25 protein-coding genes are annotated in these 14,530 nt (G+C 71.9%); all 25 read right to left on the bottom strand.

Annotated features, from left to right (window positions below; all coding sequences use genetic code 11):
• Positions 1–17: 17 nt before the first annotated feature.
• The gene (locus tag OG331_RS25315) at positions 18–233 is read right to left on the bottom strand and encodes a hypothetical protein (protein ID WP_406200100.1); all 216 of its coding nucleotides are present in this window, start codon (positions 231–233) and stop codon (positions 18–20) included.
• Between the two features lie 52 nt (positions 234–285).
• Entirely contained in the window at positions 286–459 is a 174-nt protein-coding gene (locus tag OG331_RS25310) for a hypothetical protein (RefSeq protein WP_406200098.1), read from the bottom strand.
• Positions 460–537: 78 nt separating this feature from the next.
• Entirely contained in the window at positions 538–1,164 is a 627-nt protein-coding gene (locus OG331_RS25305; RefSeq protein WP_406200096.1) for a hypothetical protein, read from the bottom strand.
• A complete protein-coding gene (locus OG331_RS25300; RefSeq protein ID WP_406200094.1) occupies positions 1,161–1,667 on the bottom strand; it encodes a hypothetical protein in 507 nt (168 codons plus the stop codon). The genes OG331_RS25305 and OG331_RS25300 overlap by 4 nt, the downstream gene beginning before the upstream one ends.
• A 10-nt stretch (positions 1,668–1,677) precedes the next feature.
• Positions 1,678–1,833: a hypothetical protein gene (locus tag OG331_RS25295; RefSeq protein ID WP_406200092.1), complete on the bottom strand. Its 156-nt coding sequence runs from the start codon at positions 1,831–1,833 to the stop codon at positions 1,678–1,680.
• Between the two features lie 8 nt (positions 1,834–1,841).
• On the bottom strand, positions 1,842–2,708 hold the full coding sequence (locus OG331_RS25290; RefSeq protein ID WP_406200090.1) for a hypothetical protein: 867 nt from the start codon (positions 2,706–2,708) through the stop codon (positions 1,842–1,844).
• A gap of 285 nt (positions 2,709–2,993) precedes the next feature.
• Positions 2,994–3,878 (bottom strand): hypothetical protein, encoded by an 885-nt coding sequence (locus OG331_RS25285; RefSeq protein ID WP_406200087.1) that lies wholly within the window; start codon positions 3,876–3,878, stop codon positions 2,994–2,996.
• A 183-nt stretch (positions 3,879–4,061) separates the two neighbouring features.
• On the bottom strand, positions 4,062–4,598 hold the full coding sequence (locus OG331_RS25280) for a hypothetical protein (RefSeq protein ID WP_406200085.1): 537 nt from the start codon (positions 4,596–4,598) through the stop codon (positions 4,062–4,064).
• Positions 4,599–4,600: 2 nt separating this feature from the next.
• The gene (locus OG331_RS25275; RefSeq protein ID WP_406200083.1) at positions 4,601–4,858 is read right to left on the bottom strand and encodes a hypothetical protein; all 258 of its coding nucleotides are present in this window, start codon (positions 4,856–4,858) and stop codon (positions 4,601–4,603) included.
• A 109-nt stretch (positions 4,859–4,967) separates the two neighbouring features.
• Positions 4,968–5,159, bottom strand: a complete 192-nt coding sequence (locus OG331_RS25270) for a hypothetical protein (RefSeq protein WP_406200080.1) — start codon at positions 5,157–5,159, stop codon at positions 4,968–4,970.
• Positions 5,156–5,800, bottom strand: a complete 645-nt coding sequence (locus OG331_RS25265; protein ID WP_406200078.1) for a hypothetical protein — start codon at positions 5,798–5,800, stop codon at positions 5,156–5,158. Before OG331_RS25265 ends, OG331_RS25270 begins: the two co-directional genes overlap by 4 nt.
• Positions 5,801–5,866: 66 nt before the next feature.
• On the bottom strand, positions 5,867–7,129 hold the full coding sequence (locus OG331_RS25260; protein WP_406200076.1) for a hypothetical protein: 1,263 nt from the start codon (positions 7,127–7,129) through the stop codon (positions 5,867–5,869).
• A gap of 80 nt (positions 7,130–7,209) precedes the next feature.
• On the bottom strand, positions 7,210–7,614 hold the full coding sequence (locus OG331_RS25255) for a hypothetical protein (RefSeq protein WP_406200073.1): 405 nt from the start codon (positions 7,612–7,614) through the stop codon (positions 7,210–7,212).
• A complete protein-coding gene (locus OG331_RS25250; RefSeq protein WP_406200071.1) occupies positions 7,607–8,197 on the bottom strand; it encodes a hypothetical protein in 591 nt (196 codons plus the stop codon). The genes OG331_RS25255 and OG331_RS25250 overlap by 8 nt, the downstream gene beginning before the upstream one ends.
• A 60-nt stretch (positions 8,198–8,257) precedes the next feature.
• Complete coding sequence (locus tag OG331_RS25245) at positions 8,258–8,431, bottom strand: hypothetical protein (protein ID WP_406200069.1); 174 nt, start codon at positions 8,429–8,431, stop codon at positions 8,258–8,260.
• Between the two features lie 120 nt (positions 8,432–8,551).
• Complete coding sequence (ssb, locus tag OG331_RS25240) at positions 8,552–9,064, bottom strand: single-stranded DNA-binding protein (protein WP_406200067.1); 513 nt, start codon at positions 9,062–9,064, stop codon at positions 8,552–8,554.
• Positions 9,065–9,066: 2 nt separating this feature from the next.
• A complete protein-coding gene (locus OG331_RS25235; protein WP_406200065.1) occupies positions 9,067–9,360 on the bottom strand; it encodes a hypothetical protein in 294 nt (97 codons plus the stop codon).
• Entirely contained in the window at positions 9,357–9,575 is a 219-nt protein-coding gene (locus tag OG331_RS25230) for a DUF6011 domain-containing protein (protein ID WP_406200063.1), read from the bottom strand. Before OG331_RS25230 ends, OG331_RS25235 begins: the two co-directional genes overlap by 4 nt.
• On the bottom strand, positions 9,572–9,868 hold the full coding sequence (locus tag OG331_RS25225) for a hypothetical protein (RefSeq protein WP_406200060.1): 297 nt from the start codon (positions 9,866–9,868) through the stop codon (positions 9,572–9,574). The genes OG331_RS25230 and OG331_RS25225 overlap by 4 nt, the downstream gene beginning before the upstream one ends.
• Complete coding sequence (locus OG331_RS25220; protein WP_406200057.1) at positions 9,865–10,149, bottom strand: hypothetical protein; 285 nt, start codon at positions 10,147–10,149, stop codon at positions 9,865–9,867. The genes OG331_RS25225 and OG331_RS25220 overlap by 4 nt, the downstream gene beginning before the upstream one ends.
• Entirely contained in the window at positions 10,146–10,841 is a 696-nt protein-coding gene (locus tag OG331_RS25215; protein ID WP_406200055.1) for a hypothetical protein, read from the bottom strand. Before OG331_RS25215 ends, OG331_RS25220 begins: the two co-directional genes overlap by 4 nt.
• On the bottom strand, positions 10,838–11,875 hold the full coding sequence (locus OG331_RS25210; protein WP_406200053.1) for a helix-turn-helix domain-containing protein: 1,038 nt from the start codon (positions 11,873–11,875) through the stop codon (positions 10,838–10,840). Before OG331_RS25210 ends, OG331_RS25215 begins: the two co-directional genes overlap by 4 nt.
• 73 nt (positions 11,876–11,948) lie before the next feature.
• The gene (locus OG331_RS25205) at positions 11,949–12,395 is read right to left on the bottom strand and encodes a WhiB family transcriptional regulator (protein ID WP_406200051.1); all 447 of its coding nucleotides are present in this window, start codon (positions 12,393–12,395) and stop codon (positions 11,949–11,951) included.
• Between the two features lie 80 nt (positions 12,396–12,475).
• A complete protein-coding gene (locus OG331_RS25200) occupies positions 12,476–13,006 on the bottom strand; it encodes a hypothetical protein (RefSeq protein WP_406200049.1) in 531 nt (176 codons plus the stop codon).
• Positions 13,003–14,478: a UvrD-helicase domain-containing protein gene (locus OG331_RS25195; protein WP_406200047.1), complete on the bottom strand. Its 1,476-nt coding sequence runs from the start codon at positions 14,476–14,478 to the stop codon at positions 13,003–13,005. The genes OG331_RS25200 and OG331_RS25195 overlap by 4 nt, the downstream gene beginning before the upstream one ends.
• Positions 14,479–14,530 lie beyond the last annotated feature (52 nt).

Genomic DNA, 14,530 nt, shown 5'->3' with positions numbered 1-14,530 from the left:
GGGGCCGTGACCAGGCGTTAGGCCAGACGCCACCCAGACAGGCGATCATCCGGACCAACCACGGCCGTCAGTGACCGCCCAGGCAACTCCTCCGGGGCCACGCCGACAGCCTCAGCGATGTCCGCCGCCGGGTAGCGGGCCGGCTCACCGCGCTCATCCGCCGGCACATCGGCCACGATCTCGGCGTCATCGCCGAACAGCAGCAGGACCTTGACCTTCACACGCTCGCTCATCAGTTGCTCTCCTTCTCTCAGGGGGTGGCAGGGGTGGCGGGGACCGGGGACCCTACCGGTCGGTCCGCTCGACGGTGATCTCGATCTCCTCGTTCTTGCGCTGCGCCTGCGTGGGCGGGAAGTGACCGCCCCGGGCGCCCTGGTAGGTGGTGGCGTGCTGCCGCTGCTGCTCGGGGGTCAGCCTGGCGCGCAGTTCCGCTTGAGGGACGCTTCGGCGGAAGCCCATGATGGGTGCTCCTGTCTCGATCGGGATGGGGACCGGGGCGGCCGGACGACTTGGCGGAAGGACGGCCGCCCCGGGGGTCTACTTGCCGCGCACCGTGTGGTGGCGGACGGTGTCGGCCGGGTTGCGGAGGATGTAGCCGGACTGGCCGATGCGCTCTACACGCAACCCCTCTTCGGCGCCCCTCTCGGCGCCGCTGTTGGTGTTGGCGTTGGCGTCTGACCTGCAACAACAACCCTCGACAGGGGTCGGGGGAGGGGTGGGGATGTCGTCCGTGTGAACGCCCGGCCCATTGCCCGCCCGCGTGCGCACACCCGCCCGGACCGGGATGCCGGCGGTGTCCAAGAGCGTGCGCACGGTCTTCGTGTCGGCGGCGCCGAGGTCATCGCGGAGCCGGGTGAGCAGCACCCCACGGTCGTCGCCGACGAGCCGGTTCAGGGCGGCCACGACGTCCCGCTCCGACTCCTCTGCGGCAGGCTTCGCGCGGCGGGCAGTGCGCCATGCGCGGACTCGCTGGGCGCCGATTGTCCCCAGTACGCCGACGATGACGTAGGCGGTCTCAGGGAGGGCCGCGACGATGCCCCACATCGCGAGCAGCAGCACGGCGAGCAGGATCAGGCGGGCCGCGCGCTCGCTCAGCCCTCCAGGCTCGTCCCCCACCTCGGAGGCCTGCGGCTCCGCCTCCGGCTCAGGCTGTGCGGTGCTCATCCGAACGCCCCGTTGAAGCCGCTGCCGAGGAAGTTGACGGCCGAGCCGAGAGGGATGGCGGCGACGCCTGCCACGTTCCCGGACAGGGCGACCGCGATTCCCGCGAAAGCCCCAGCGATGATCTTCCCGGTGGGGATCCGCTTGGCGAACTTGCACAGGGCGACCAGGACCACGGTCAGCAGCAGGACGATGACGTACCCGCCGGGAGTGAGGGCGAGTTGGCCGGCGCGTGTGACGTCGGGCGCGGTGCCGCCGACGCCCCAGACGAGCCCTGCGTAGCCGCCGACGTTGGCGGCCCAGAGATTGAGCCAGACCGCCCAGCCGAGCGCGGAGGCGGAGCCGTAGGCGGCCAGGGCGGCGACCATGCCGTACAGCAGGGCGAGGACGAAGGGGACAAGGGCTGTCCAGCGGTGCTGTTCGGCGAACCACCAGCGGACGAGGAACCACAGGATGACGGCGACGCCGACGGCAACGCCACCGAGGTTGATGGTCATGTACGGCATGGGGTGTCCTTCAGCGGACGAGGGCCACGGCGAGCGCGGCGAGGGTGCAGATGAAGGCGCACGTCCCGCTGATCTTGGGGACGTCGCGGGGGACCACCAGGGCCAGACCGACGAGCGCGAGCAGCGCGCACGCAACACAGAACGCGCCGAACAGGACGGCGAGCATGGTGCGGATCAGGCGCTGAACGCGACGGGCGCGGGCGGGAGCTGCGCGAGGTGCGGTTCGTGCCGCTCGATCTCGGCGCGGAGGGTGCCGCGGATGATGCCGTCGGAGCAGTCGGCGAACCCCGCGGCGATGATCGCGGCGCGCATGGCCTTGGTGCCCGGGCGGAGGCCCGTGTCGTACAGGGGGCGGATCGCTTCGCACCGGGGGTCGTCGTACTTGATTGGCGCGCCGAGGTGCGACGGGGCGGGGGCCTGGGCGACGGGCCGGGTGGTGATCGGCAGGAGCTGCGCGGCTGCGGGCACGACCGGGTGCCGGGGCGCGGCCGCGGGAGGTGTCGCCTTCGCGGGCTGCTCGGCGGTTGCGGGCGGCGGCGTGACGGGGGCCGTCTCCTGCTGCTCCTGGGTGGCGACGGGCGTCACGGCCTTCACACGCACGGGCGTGGCGGCGAGGTGCAGCAGGTGTCCCAGCACCAGCGGCGGGATGCACGAGACGGTGACGACCAGCCACACGGGCGGGCGCGGTTCAGCGGTCCAGTGCCCGGTCACGAACATGTGGCTGACGGGCTGCGCGGACATGGCCGCGGCGAGGGAGAGCCAGGCGCCGGCGACGGCGGAGAACTTGCCGGGTGCTCCCTTGGGGCGCTTGGTGGCGACGGCGGCCGCGATGCCGGCGTAGGCCGCGAGGACTCCGGCCATGCCCCACGCGAGGGTGTCGTTCCATCCGGCGAGCTTGCCGAGGTGGTGCTCACCAGGGGCGCACATGATCATGACCCAGGCGGCGACGACGGGTCGGCCGAAGTCGGTGAGGAGGGAGACCCATCGGGGGGTCGGGGTGTCGTAGGTGGCAATGGGCGCACTAGGGTGCAGCTCAGCCATAGGAGGTCACTCTCCTGTGGTTAGAGCCCTGGCCGGACCCGGAATGTCTTGGCCGGGGCTCGCACTGTTTCTGGAGGGTGACGCCCTACGGGGGGCATCTGCCGTCCATGACGGTACCGCGTGGTGCGCGGGTGGTGCTACGGGTTCAACGACGGGCCGGGCTGACGGGCGTCACGAGGACGTGGCGCGTGCGTGTCGCAGCGCCAGCCGCACGGGTAGAGACGGGCGGGCCCGGTGGCGTGGTCGGGCACGGGGACGTCGCACCGCTGTTGCTGTAGGGCCTCGTCATGCGGCGTCACTCGACGACGCCTCCGTCTCTGTCCAGGTGCGGCCGCACCCTGGGCTCGTGCAGCGCACGATCGGCGGTGCACCGTCCCCGCCTTCGACGACCAGCTGGCCGCCGCACGGCTGCGGGCACGGGTGCGGCACGTCCTCGACCCGGCGGGCGTCCCCGAGGGCTCGGCCTACGAGTTCGCTGGCCATGCGGGCGACCTCGACGATGGCTCCGCGCTCGCCGTCTTCGAGTGGCCGGCACGGGCCGGGTTGGGCGGCCAGCCGGGCGGCGAGCCAGGCCGCGGCCGTCGAAGCAGTGCGCTGCCCGGTGAATCGCCACCGGGCGGGGTCCGCGGCGTCCTTCGTGGCCAAGAGGACGGCGGCCTTGTGCGCGTCGTCCCCCCAGCCCTTTCCGGCCGGGGCGGTGACGGGCTCGCGCTGGATGCGGGAGGCGAGCCAGTCCGCGGCCGTAACGAGTCCCGTCTCGACGGTCGTCATGACGTCCAGGACGCCGACGTCGACGGGTGCCGGCCGCGGCCCGGGCGCGTCCGGGTTGGTGTCGGCCCGCTCCTCGGCGAGCTCCTGGCGCTCCTCCTCGGACATGAGCCGGCTGATGCCCATGGCCGGGGGCCAGCTGGTGGCGGGGCGGGTTCCGGTGCGCTCTTGGAGGGCGGGCCAGCGGTCGGCCACGGTGTCCAGGTGGCCGACCGGGCAGTCGGGGTGGGGGTGGACCTCCTGGCCGAGCTCTTCGTAGCAGTGGCCGCAGGCGAGGGCGCGGGGCGGCCGGTACGCGCAGGCGGCCGCGCAGGTGGTGCAGTGGGCTTTGCGGGTGTCGTGGTCGTCGCGGTGGTGGTTGCAGGCGCCGCAGACGGGCGGCGGGGTGGTGGCGGTGGTCATCGTGACTCCTGGGGTGACTGGGTTACGGTGATCACTGCCGGGGGCGCGCTGTGTCTGGGGAGACTGCGAGCGCGCCCCTTCCGCATGCTCAGGACGGGTACTTGCGTTTCGTGGAGGTTCAGATGCGGGCGATGACGATCGCGGTGACGCAGATGATGACGATCGCGGCCACGGTGTTGTCGCTCATCGGCGCGCCGCGATCTCGTCGAGGTATCGCGCGCGCACCAGGTTGTGACGGGCGTCAGCGAGCGCGTTGTGCAGGCCGTCCGGTTGCTCGGGCAGCGCCGGGTCGCCGAGCCGCACGGCCTCTTGCTTGAGGTCGTTCGTCCACATCGGTACTCCCTCGGGCAGGCCGATCATGCGGCCGAAGAGCTGTGCCAGGGCGACGTGGTCGTAAGCGCCGTACCAGGCCCACAGCTGGACGTCGGGGCCGGCGGCCCGGATGAAGTCCATGACGAGGCGCGCGATCTGCGCACGGGACCGGACGTCGGGGTGGTCCAGGTCCAGGGTGTCGATGCCGCGGAAGCCGGGTCGGTTCTTCTTGACCGGCAGGGAGGGCCAGACGTTGTCGCGGAGCCAGGGGTGTTGGCGGACGGCGGTCTGGTTGAACTCGGAGCTGACGGCGTACAGCTCGGCGCCGTCCTCGCGGACCATGCCGATGCTGATGAGGTCGATGGTCTTGCCGTCCTCGAGGAACTCGGTGTCGTAGAAGATTCGCATGGTCACTGCTCCTTGTGCTGGGTGGTGTTCGGCTTGGGCAGCTCGCGCCAGGCGAAGGGGGACTCGCCGTCGTCGCTGTCGACGTCGGGATGGTCGAGCTGGGCCAGGAGGTCCTCGGCCCGGGCCCGGTCGTGCGCCCAGAGCGCGGCGTCGTCCTGGGCCTGGGTGGCGCCGACGGGGACGTGGCGGATGCGGGCGGTGGAGTGGCCCCAGCACCAGCCGACGGCGAGGGCCAGGAGCGCGATGAGGATGTAGGTCACGGCTTCCTCCGGGTGAGGTTGTGGAGGGCGCGCCCTGCCCGGCCGAGGCCGAGCAGGGCAGCGGAGATGAGGCAGGCGCCGGCGATTGCGCCGCCGAGGATGTGGCCGATCACGCGGCTTCCTCGCAGTCGCGGGTGGCGCGGGCGATGCGGCGGGCGGCGAGGCGGCTGCGTGCCCAGGACGGGCCCGGGGTGTAGCGGCGGAGGGTGCGGAGGACGGGCGGGAAGTCTTCGCCGTGGTGGCCGCAGAGCAGGGCTGCGATGGCAACGACCATGACCGTGTACGCGACGACGCCCGTCATGACGGCTGGCCCGGGTCGTGGAGGCGGGCCTCGGCCGCGAGCCACTTCGGCCAACGGTCAAGGTCGCCGGTGAAGTGCCGGCCGACTGCCTCCGCGTGGACGCGTGCGCCGTCCAACATCCACCAGCCCTTGACGTACGCGTGGACGCGTCCGAGTTGGCTGTCCGGCGTGGACCGGTAGGTGAGCGTGATCTCGGTCGGGGCGATGGTGCGCGTCTCGTTGTACTCGTCGTCGATTTCGGGCCGACCACGTACGGCGTAGACGAGGGAGATGGCGATCGGGACGTCGCGGGTGGCTTCGTCGAGGGCGCGCTGGGAGGGCCAGGTTGCGGTGGGGACGTTGGGGTCGGCGACCAGGCGGAGGAGTTCGTCGGCTGCGCGGGCGACGCCTTCGGCGGTGCGTTGGCCGGCGTCGTCGTAGACCTTGTGGAACAGGGTGGTGCGGAGGTGCTCGGAGGCGCTGGCGAGGGTGGCGCCGCGGAGTTCGGCCCGCTCCTGGGCCTTCGCGGCGCGGAGCTGCTTCTCCAGTGGGGCCATGGCGGCGCGGGCCTTGGCGGTGGCGGCTTCCTCGTCGGGGAGGTCGGGGATGGTCGCGGCGATGTGGTCGAGGAGGCCGTCGAGGGCTGCGGGACGGTCGGACATGTGCTGCTCCTGGTGGGATGGTGGGTGCCGGCCGCCCGCGGTTGCTGCGCGGGCGGCCGGGCCGGGTCAGATGTGGCGGAAGGTGATCTCGGCGAGTTCGGCGCGGGCGTCGGCGATGGTCGTGCGGCCGTTGGCCAGGTCGTAGATCAGGCCGACCGCGTGGTATTCGCCGCTGTCGGTGGCGTCGCGGAGGCGGCTGGCGATCTCGGAGATCAGCTCGAAGACGTCGCCGTCCGCGTCGCCGGACTCCTCGTCCTCGTCGTCCAGGCCGTCGCCGTCGGCGCACTGGTCGCAGGCCTCGCCGACGGTGCAGGTGCACGGGGTCTCGTCGTCGTCCTCATACCCGGCGACCGTCCACCGCTCGGCGGTCGGGTCCCAGACGACCGACCAGGCGTTGTGGTCGGTGAGGGTGCCGTCGAGGTCGATGCCGACCGGCATTCCGGCGGTGTGAGCGGCGTTCAGGGCAGCGGCAATGTCCTGCCAGCGCTGCATCTCGGTGCGCGGCACGGGCGCGGTGTCGAACTCGCCCGCGTTGACGGGCTGTGACGGGTCGTCGAGGGCGGCGCGCAACTCGGTGGCGGCACCACCGTAGGCGCGCAGGACACCCCATTGGGAGGCCAGCTTGCGGGCCCGCTCGACGGACGCCTGAGCCCTGCGGAAGTCGCGCCGGGCGTCCTCCAGCTCGATGACGGTCCGGGTGTACAGGCCGATCGCGTGCTTCGCGCGGCCTTCCCACGACAGCGGGAACGTCTCCTGGGTCGTCATGACGGCGTCGAACACGTCGCGGGCCCACCGTGCGTCCCCGAGCGCGGTGTGCGCGGCGTCCTCGCTGGGCGGCTCGACTCCGACCGCGCGGGACAGGACGTGCGATCGCCACGGGAGCGGGCCGGCCGCGTACACGCCGAGCTTCACGGCGGCGAGCTGGACGATGTCGTACGGCCGGTAGTGCCACTGGGCGGCGCCGGGGCCGAGGAGCTTGCGCAGGTGCCGTTCGTCGAAGCCCGGGTTGGAGCCGACGAGGAGGGCGCCGGAGAGGACGTTCGTGATGGCGGTGACGGCCTCGTCCCGGGTCATCGGCGTGACGTGCCCGCTCTCGTGGGCGGTGAACGCGGCCTCGGCGTGCGGCGGGACCGCGAAGCGCTCCTCGAACCGGCCGATGCGCAGTGCTTCGGGGTCGAAGCTGATCAGGTCGGGGCGGATCTGCCAGACGTACTCGGTGTCGGTGGTCTCCTGGCCGTCCTGCTCGCGCAGGATGACGGCGACCTCCCAGGCCTCGCCGATCTCGGCGTCGAGGTGGGTGGTCTCGCAGTCCACGAAGGCGATGTTCACGCGGGTCTACTCCAGGTTGGTGTGCTGTGATCGGGGAAGCGGCCGCCCGCGATTCGGGCGCGGGCGGCCGGCCAACGCGGCTACTGGCTCCAGCCGATGAGGCGGAACTCGACGCCCCGGTCTTCGAGCTCCCGCTTGGAGCTGCACTCGGCGACCTCCCAGACGAGGCGGAGGATCGCGTCGCCGTGGGAGGGCGGGCTGGTCTGGTACTCGCCCCAGAGCTGGCCGTGCTGGTCGACGAGGACGGCGTCGTGCTCGGGCGTGGGCCGTTCGTCGGCCCAGACGATGCGGGTGGCGCCCTGGTGGCCATGGACGTGCTCGGCGTCGACCAGGCGGTCCCAGTGCACGGTCGACGGACGGTCGCCACGCCACCGGATGGCGACGGTGCCGTCGGGCCACAGCACGCCGTCGGCTACCCGGCCGGTGCCGGACACGCCGGACACGTCGTGGTCGCGCTGGAGGTGGAAGAGGCGGGGCTTAGGCACTGTGCGCCTCCAACTCCGTCATGACGCCCGTCAGCGGGACGTCCTCGAGCGCCAGGAGCCGGACGTGCTGCCGGATCCGCTGGTACTTCTGCTCCGTACCGTGGCCGTCCCAGCGAGCACGCGGGTCCGACGGCTCCACCAGCTCCACGTGCCGGAACAGGGAGACGTCGCGCGGGGCGATGTGCCAGGACATCTGCCAGCCGCCGGCCACGAGGTACAGCAGGTGCCAGCCGTCCTCGTCGACGTCGGACGCCGGGGTAATTACGGCCGATGACGGGTGCAGCGCGGCGAGCCAGGCGAGGAGCTGCGCACGCTCGCGGTACGCGCCGTCACGCTCGCGCCGGGCGTCCTCCGCCTCGAGGACCTTCGCGTTGAAGGCCGTCACCGCGGTGTCGCGCTCGTCGTCGAAGGTGTCCGCGTGGCGCTTCCACCGCGCGGCTTCCTCCTGCGCATCGGTCAGGGCCTGCGCCAGGACCGTGAGCGGGTCGCCGATCGGCGTGGTGGGGGCGCTGGACAGGCGCGCGAGGGTGGGGCGAACCGGTTCCGGTTCCTGGTTCCTTCGGAGCCAGCGTGGCATGGACATGGGGTGCCTCCGTGGTGTCGGGGGCGGGTCCCTTCGTGGGGCCCCTTGTCCGGTGGTGGGTTACTGCTGTGGTGCGGGGAGGGCGTCGAGTGCGTCGCCGATGTCGTCGGCGAGCCAGCGCCAGCGGAGCGCCAGTTCGGGGGCGTCGGCTTCCTTGGCGTCGGCCGCCGCTACGAGTGCTTCGACGATCTCGGCGAGGTCGTCAGCGCCTGGTAGCCGTACGACGAGGGCCATGTCAGGTCCCTTCGGCCGGGGGCGTGGGTGGTGCTTGCGGTGCCGGTGTGGGCAGGCGCTGTGTGTCGCTGCATCCGGTGAGGAGTGCTGCGGCGAGGAGCACGGCGGCGAGGACGCGCATTAGAACGGGGGTTCGTCGCTGTAGCCCTTGGCCTTGTCGACGGCCCAGGGGTCGTCGTCCTGGGGCGGTCCGGAGCGGCGCTGGGTCTGGCCCTGGCTGCGCTGCTGGTTCTGCGGGGGCCGCTGCTGTCCGCCTTGGCCGTTCTGCTGGCTCGCCGCGTCCTTGGAGACCTGCGCGACGGCGAAGGCGAGGTTGGGCGCGATGGAGCGGATGAGGAGGGCCGGCCGCTCGTGCTTCTGACCGTCCTTCTCCCACCGTTCGGTGCGCAGGTCGCCGGAGACGAGGACTTCCATGCCCTTGGACAGGGTCTCGGTGGCGTTCTCGGCGAGGCGTTCCCAGACGGTGCCGCGGATGTAGAAGACGTCGCCGTCTTCCCACTGCTGGGTCTGGGGGTTGAGGCGGCGGCTGTTGAAGGCGAGAGGGATGGACGCGACGGCCTTCCCGGCCTGGGTGAAGCGGAGTTCGGGGTCGCCGGTGAGTCGTCCGACGCCGGTCATGGCGGGCAGGGACATGGTCAGTTCTCCTCGGTGGTGATGGGCTTGGTGGGCGAGTGGAAGGCGTTTTGCCACTCGTCCCAGTCCTCCTCGCCGAACCCGCGACTTTCGGGGTCACCCGCCAGGGGCTGAACGGAGACGCGGGCGGCGACGGCGGCGAGCTGAGCGTGGACGTGGGCCCGGGCGATGAGGGCGTCGCGCTCCTCGGGCCGCCTGGGGAGGCCCTGGCGAGTGACGGGTCTGCCGGTGATGCTCTCGAAGCTGGCTTCGGAGAGGAGGCGCTCCGCTTCGCGGTAGTGCTGGGGTCCGGTCACTGGTCCGGCTCCTTCGGGAGGGTGAGCTGGATGGGGAGGCTGGTCTGGTCGGGGTGGGTGCCGGGCGTCGTGACGGCCGTGACGGGTCCTGTCGGGCGGCTGTGACGGGGCGTCGGCGGGGGGATGAGGCCGAGCTTCCGGCCGCACACGAGGCCGTATCCGCGGTCGCGGGACTCCTTCGTCCGGAGGGTGCGAGGGCAGTAGCGGCACTTCATCGGGGTCGTCTCTTTCGACGATGAGCGGCGAGGCTGGTCACGCCGGCGGGGAGGGCGAGCTGCTGGGCGTGGGTGGGGCAGGTGGCGACGTGCGGCATGTGCAGGCGCTCCCAGCCGCAGAGGGGGAGCTCGGCGGAGGGGCGTCGGGAGCGCCAGGCGCCGGTTCCGTCGCGCCAGACGGCGGTGTTCCCGGCCTCGTCGGGTTCGGGGTCGACGGCGAGGCGTTTCCCGGCTTCGGTGATCGTCCAGAGGACGGGGCGGCGGCAGTCTCGGCATGGGACGAGTCGCTTCATGGCGTGGTGGTGGGGGTGAGGGCCGCGGTGATGCGGGCGGTGTGGACGTCGGGGGTGAGGGTGCAGGGCTGGCCGGGGGTGGCTTGGCAGATCCGCTCAGGGCACCGGGTTGACATGACCCTGTCCCAGTCGGTGAGGCGGGTGTCGTGCGTGTCCGCGCGGCGGGCCTTGGTGCCGCGGTGGTTGGTGCACAGCTCGCCGACGTGGGCTCGGCACCAGCGGCACTGCACGGCCATCTGCGGGAACCGGTAGGGCGGCCGTGGGCGGGGCGGCTGGTTCATGACGTCTCGGCCTCCTGCTCCTGGTCGTCGCTGCGGGCCAGGGCGGCAGCGGCTGCGGCCTTGATGCGGGCCTCGGCGGCGTCCTGGTCGAGGAGGGGCAGGCCGGCGGCGGCGCGCTGGGTGTCTTCGAGGCGGATGGGGTGGACGTCGCGGCGTCGGCGGTCGCCGGTGGTGCAGCTGCTGCCGGGGGCGGCTCCGCAGCGGCGGCAGGCGCGGCCGCGGGGGTCGACGGTGGGGTCGCGGTCGGCGGGCATCTTGCCGATGGCGGCCCGGACGGCGGCTGCGCGGCCTGCGTATGGGCCATGATCGGCGCCTGGGGGCAGCGCGGGCCGTTCGGCGGTCCCGAGGGAGGCCCGGATGCTGGCGGGGCCCAGGAGGCCGTCTCCAGCGGCTCGGATGATCTCGCGGAGGGCGGCGGCGGACTCGGCGCCGGTGTGGGTCGGGTCGCCGTCGATGACGATGTTCGCCTGCTCGATGCGTTCGGCTCGGCGCTCGCGGATCTCGGTGACGATCTCGGCCGGGGAGACGAAGGGCTGGCGGCGGGCGACGGCGATGACGGCCGCGCGGGCTTCGTCGACGTCGTACGGCGCGAGGATCTCGCCCCAGACGTCGGGGGTGTACTCGCCGAATTTCTGGGCGGGGCAGGCGGCCTGGACGTACTCGGCGATCTGCACGGCTTCTTCTTCGGTCACGGGGCTGCTCCTTCCTGGCGTGATGCGGCACGGGCGGCTGCGCGGGCCCGGGCGCGGTCGAAGACGGACTGGCCGGCGGGTGGCTGCTGGCCGGGCTGGGCGCCTGCGGTGTTCATGACCTCGTTGACGACGCTGGGGAGCGTCGAGGGGTGGAGGCCCTTGCGCATCCAGTGGGCGATACCGCGGCGGATGTGGTCGGGGTGGATGCGGTCTTCATCGAGGAGCACGCGGATCTGCTTGGCCATCTGGCCGATGACAACGGAGGGCGGGCGGGCGGTGCAGCGCTCCAGCCACTCGCCGACGATGGTCTGCGCGGTGATCGGGGTTTCGGGGTCGGCGGCGTCGGCTTCGTCGACGGGCTCTCCCTCGAGGACCTCGTCTGGTGCGTCTCCTGTGTCACCGGGGGTGGGTGTGGCGGCGGCACCGGAGGCTTCGGCGGGCTCCGCGAGAGGTTCTTGGTGGTTCCCCTGGTGGTTAATGACGGTTAGGGGGGCACTGAGTGCGTGACGTTCGGACGCAGAGTGCGTGACATCACGCATTGAGAGTGCGTGACTCACGGACTCTGAGTGCGTGACGCCCTCCTCTGTCACGTCGTCTGAGTGCGTGACTGTCACGGACTCTCCGTGCGTGACAGTCACGGCTTCTGACTGCGTGACACGCTTCTGCCGGGCCCGCCTCTGACGCTCCGCAGCCTGCTTCTTCGCATCCTCGGCCTCGGCCTCCAGCTCCGCCCAGTCGAACTCCGGCCGCTGCATTTGCATCTGGAGGCGCCACTTCTTGCGGCCCTGCACCGTGCCCTGCTGCTTGATGAGTCCGCCGGCCTCCAGGCGGCGAAGGGCCCGCTGTACGGTCCGCTCGTCGTAGCCGGTCCGGTACTGGATCCGCAGGATCGACGGGTGGCTGTTGGAGCCGTCGGGGCGCGCGTGCTCGGCCAGGACCTGGAGGACGTGCCGCGCCGTGCTGTCGGGCCGTCCCGTGTCGGTCCGCAGCATCGGGGCGTCGTCCATCGCCCAGGTCACAGCCTCAGTGCTCACGCGCTCCTCTTCCAGTCAGTGGGGTGGTGGCCGGTGGCCCGGCGGCCGCTCTCATCCGCCGGGCCACCGGTGCTCAGGTCGCGGCGACCTTCGTGGAGCCTGTGCGCCGGTACTGGCGTCGGGCGGCCGCGTTCGCTTCCCTGCACGCCTGGTCGATCGGCTCCTTCAGCCGCAGGTGCCGCTGGTACGCAGCAGGCGTCCCGCACAGCGGGGCAGACCCTCGGGGCCGTCCGGCCGGCTTCTTCCTCGGTTTCGGCTTCGGCCGGGGCTTCGCGCCGCCCGCGGCGGCCTTCCGCTGCTGCTCGATCGCCCACCGCTGCGAGCCGGTGGTGTTCGCGACGAGGCCGATCCGGAACGCCTTCGCCACTCCGGCCTCACGGACGAGGGCGGCCTCCAAGCAGTCCATCTGGACCGGGCATCCCCGACAGGTCTGCTTAGCGAGACCGACCGTTCTCTTCGAGAAGAAGACGTCCGGGTCGACGTTCCGGCAGGCGGCCTTCAGCTCCCACGCTCGATCCATGACGGGACCTCCGTACGGGCGGTGTTGATCAGGCGAAGATGTGCTGGTGACGGGCGGGCGACGGGCGTCATCGACGGGCGTCATGCGGCGATCTCCGGAGCGCCGACATACGTGCCGTGCTCCCGGTAATGGCGGTCCGCGGCCCGCTTGGCCTCCCGGCACGGCCCGCACATCGGCTCTTTCCGCTTCTTGTGCCGCTGGGCGCCCGCGTACGTGCCGCACCGGGCGCGGCGCCTGTTCGGGTTCGCGGCCGCCAGCCGCTGTGCTTCGTGCCGGCTCCGAATCCGGGTGAGGGCGTCGTTCAGGGGCGTGTCGTCGGTCGGGAACCAACGGCGCAGGGTGTCTCCGCTCACCCCGATCCGGTGGGCGATCACGGAGTACTGCACGCCCCGCTGGAACATGAAGTCCGCTGCGAAGGCGGCCTCGTGCGAGGTGAGAGTCCAGCCCCGGCGGAGGTTGTTCACCGCGAGCTCGACGGCGACCAGGTCGAGACAGACGATGCCGTCGGCTGTGGCCAGCCACACGGTGGGTACAGCCAGCGTCGTGACGGGCATCCAGTCGCGGTGACGCCCTACGGGGACACCGCGGACGGCGGTGGTGGGGTGCTTCATTCGCTCACCGCCGTGACGTCGTGCACCCAGGCCAGGGCGGTGTCATCGAGCTGCTCGCGCGCCCGGGTCACCGCCACGTACGCCAGGCGGGCCTCCTCGCGCGGCAGGATCACCAGACCGGTGTCCTGGTCGGGCTTGGGCGCCCGAAAGTCCGCGTGGATGCGGACGGCCGACCACTCGCGGCCCTTCGACCGGTGAGCGGTCGACACCACTAGCTCGGCCTGTGCCTCGGAGCACAGTCCGTCGGCGGCGGCGACGATGCGGTCCGGGCCGTGCTCATCGATGAGCTTCACCAGGACCTCGAGGGAGCCGTCCTCTTCGGCGGCGTACTGGCGGACGTCGTCCCAGGAGGCGAAGCCGCACAGCTCGGGGTGGTCGGTGGGGCGGCCGCCCTGGAGAGCCTCGGCGGCCCAGGCCAGGTTCTTGATGTCCCCGCCGCCGCCGACGAGGGCGACCTTCCGACCGGCGGCCAGGCCCTCCATGACGATGCCCATGGCGCCTGCGTTCGTGCGGCACAGGATGGCGTCCGGTGAGTCGAGCGGGCCGACGGTGGACTCGGCGGCCTCCCAGCCGGTGAGGCGGAGCGGCGCGTCGATGAGCCGGAGCCAGATGTTGGCCCGGGTGGCGATTGCCGGGCCGAACCGGAACGACTGACTGAGCGTGAGTTCGGGACAGCCAAGTTCGCGGAGGAACTTCTGCAGGGCGTCGTTGGCGCCGCGCCAGCTGTAGATCTGCTGGGCGGAGTCGCCGACGGCGATGCGTTGCGCGTGCTCCTGGGCGAGGAGGACGGCGGAGAGGACGTCGTTGGTGTCCTGTGCCTCGTCGAGCAGGACCACGTCCGTCGGGATGGTCGGCCGGGAGAGGGCCCACATCTTCAGGTAGTGGTCGTGGTTGAGGTTGAGGACGGAGTCGTCCTGCTTCAGGTCCTCCCAGGCGGCGCGGGCGACCGGCAGGACGAGCTTCTCCAGCTCGGCGCGGGCCTGCTTCTTGGTCAGGCCGTCGTAGCGCTGCATGTGCCGGGCGGTGATCTCGTCATCCGCGCTGTGGCAGAAGCGGGTGACGGTGTCCAGCGCCATCCGCATGATGATCTTGGACGTCATGGCCTTCGGGTGGCCGAGGTCCGTGCGGATCGACGGTGTGGCGCCGATGATGCCGAGGATCGAGCGGACGTCGAGGGCCTGCGCGGCCTGGTGCGCCGTCTGGCGGGGCCGCCTGAGGCGGGCGCCGTACTTCGGGTCGAAGGCGAGGCCGTGACCGGTCTTGGCCATGCAGTTGGACGGGAAGCTGCGGCGGGCGTCGGCCGCGATGGACGCGTTGTAGGCGACGTACGTCATCCGGCGCCGCCGATCGCTCTTCGCGATCATCTTGAGCGTCGAGGACTTGCCGCAGCCCGCGCCGGCCTGGAGGACCAGGTCCAGCCCATCGCCGTACGCGTCGACCGCGTCGGCCTGCTCGTGGGTGGGGTTCACCACTGTGGTGCACCTCCTTTCTGGGGGTGCGGGCCCGCCCAGCAGAGGGGAAGTC

Origin of the sequence: Streptomyces sp. NBC_01017 (assembly GCF_045162795.1) — a bacterium.
Taxonomy (GTDB): domain Bacteria; phylum Actinomycetota; class Actinomycetes; order Streptomycetales; family Streptomycetaceae; genus Streptomyces; species Streptomyces machairae.
The sequence above is the reverse complement of the archived record's forward strand: the minus strand, read 5'-3'. Positions and strand labels throughout refer to the sequence as shown.

What these genes read in the sequence shown, in the direction of transcription:
- OG331_RS25315 (WP_406200100.1), bottom strand. Translation starts at nt 233, where the DNA reads ATGAGCGAGCGTGTGAAGGTCAAGGTCCTGCTGCTGTTCGGCGATGAC.
- OG331_RS25310 (WP_406200098.1), bottom strand. Translation starts at nt 459, where the DNA reads ATGGGCTTCCGCCGAAGCGTCCCTCAAGCGGAACTGCGCGCCAGGCTG.
- OG331_RS25305 (WP_406200096.1), bottom strand. Translation starts at nt 1,164, where the DNA reads ATGAGCACCGCACAGCCTGAGCCGGAGGCGGAGCCGCAGGCCTCCGAG.
- OG331_RS25300 (WP_406200094.1), bottom strand. Translation starts at nt 1,667, where the DNA reads ATGCCGTACATGACCATCAACCTCGGTGGCGTTGCCGTCGGCGTCGCC.
- OG331_RS25295 (WP_406200092.1), bottom strand. Translation starts at nt 1,833, where the DNA reads ATGCTCGCCGTCCTGTTCGGCGCGTTCTGTGTTGCGTGCGCGCTGCTC.
- OG331_RS25290 (WP_406200090.1), bottom strand. Translation starts at nt 2,708, where the DNA reads ATGGCTGAGCTGCACCCTAGTGCGCCCATTGCCACCTACGACACCCCG.
- OG331_RS25285 (WP_406200087.1), bottom strand. Translation starts at nt 3,878, where the DNA reads ATGACCACCGCCACCACCCCGCCGCCCGTCTGCGGCGCCTGCAACCAC.
- OG331_RS25280 (WP_406200085.1), bottom strand. Translation starts at nt 4,598, where the DNA reads ATGCGAATCTTCTACGACACCGAGTTCCTCGAGGACGGCAAGACCATC.
- OG331_RS25270 (WP_406200080.1), bottom strand. Translation starts at nt 5,159, where the DNA reads ATGACGGGCGTCGTCGCGTACACGGTCATGGTCGTTGCCATCGCAGCC.
- OG331_RS25265 (WP_406200078.1), bottom strand. Translation starts at nt 5,800, where the DNA reads ATGTCCGACCGTCCCGCAGCCCTCGACGGCCTCCTCGACCACATCGCC.
- OG331_RS25250 (WP_406200071.1), bottom strand. Translation starts at nt 8,197, where the DNA reads ATGTCCATGCCACGCTGGCTCCGAAGGAACCAGGAACCGGAACCGGTT.
- OG331_RS25245 (WP_406200069.1), bottom strand. Translation starts at nt 8,431, where the DNA reads ATGGCCCTCGTCGTACGGCTACCAGGCGCTGACGACCTCGCCGAGATC.
- ssb (WP_406200067.1), bottom strand. Translation starts at nt 9,064, where the DNA reads ATGTCCCTGCCCGCCATGACCGGCGTCGGACGACTCACCGGCGACCCC.
- OG331_RS25230 (WP_406200063.1), bottom strand. Translation starts at nt 9,575, where the DNA reads ATGAAGTGCCGCTACTGCCCTCGCACCCTCCGGACGAAGGAGTCCCGC.
- OG331_RS25225 (WP_406200060.1), bottom strand. Translation starts at nt 9,868, where the DNA reads ATGAAGCGACTCGTCCCATGCCGAGACTGCCGCCGCCCCGTCCTCTGG.
- OG331_RS25220 (WP_406200057.1), bottom strand. Translation starts at nt 10,149, where the DNA reads ATGAACCAGCCGCCCCGCCCACGGCCGCCCTACCGGTTCCCGCAGATG.
- OG331_RS25205 (WP_406200051.1), bottom strand. Translation starts at nt 12,395, where the DNA reads ATGGATCGAGCGTGGGAGCTGAAGGCCGCCTGCCGGAACGTCGACCCG.
- OG331_RS25200 (WP_406200049.1), bottom strand. Translation starts at nt 13,006, where the DNA reads ATGAAGCACCCCACCACCGCCGTCCGCGGTGTCCCCGTAGGGCGTCAC.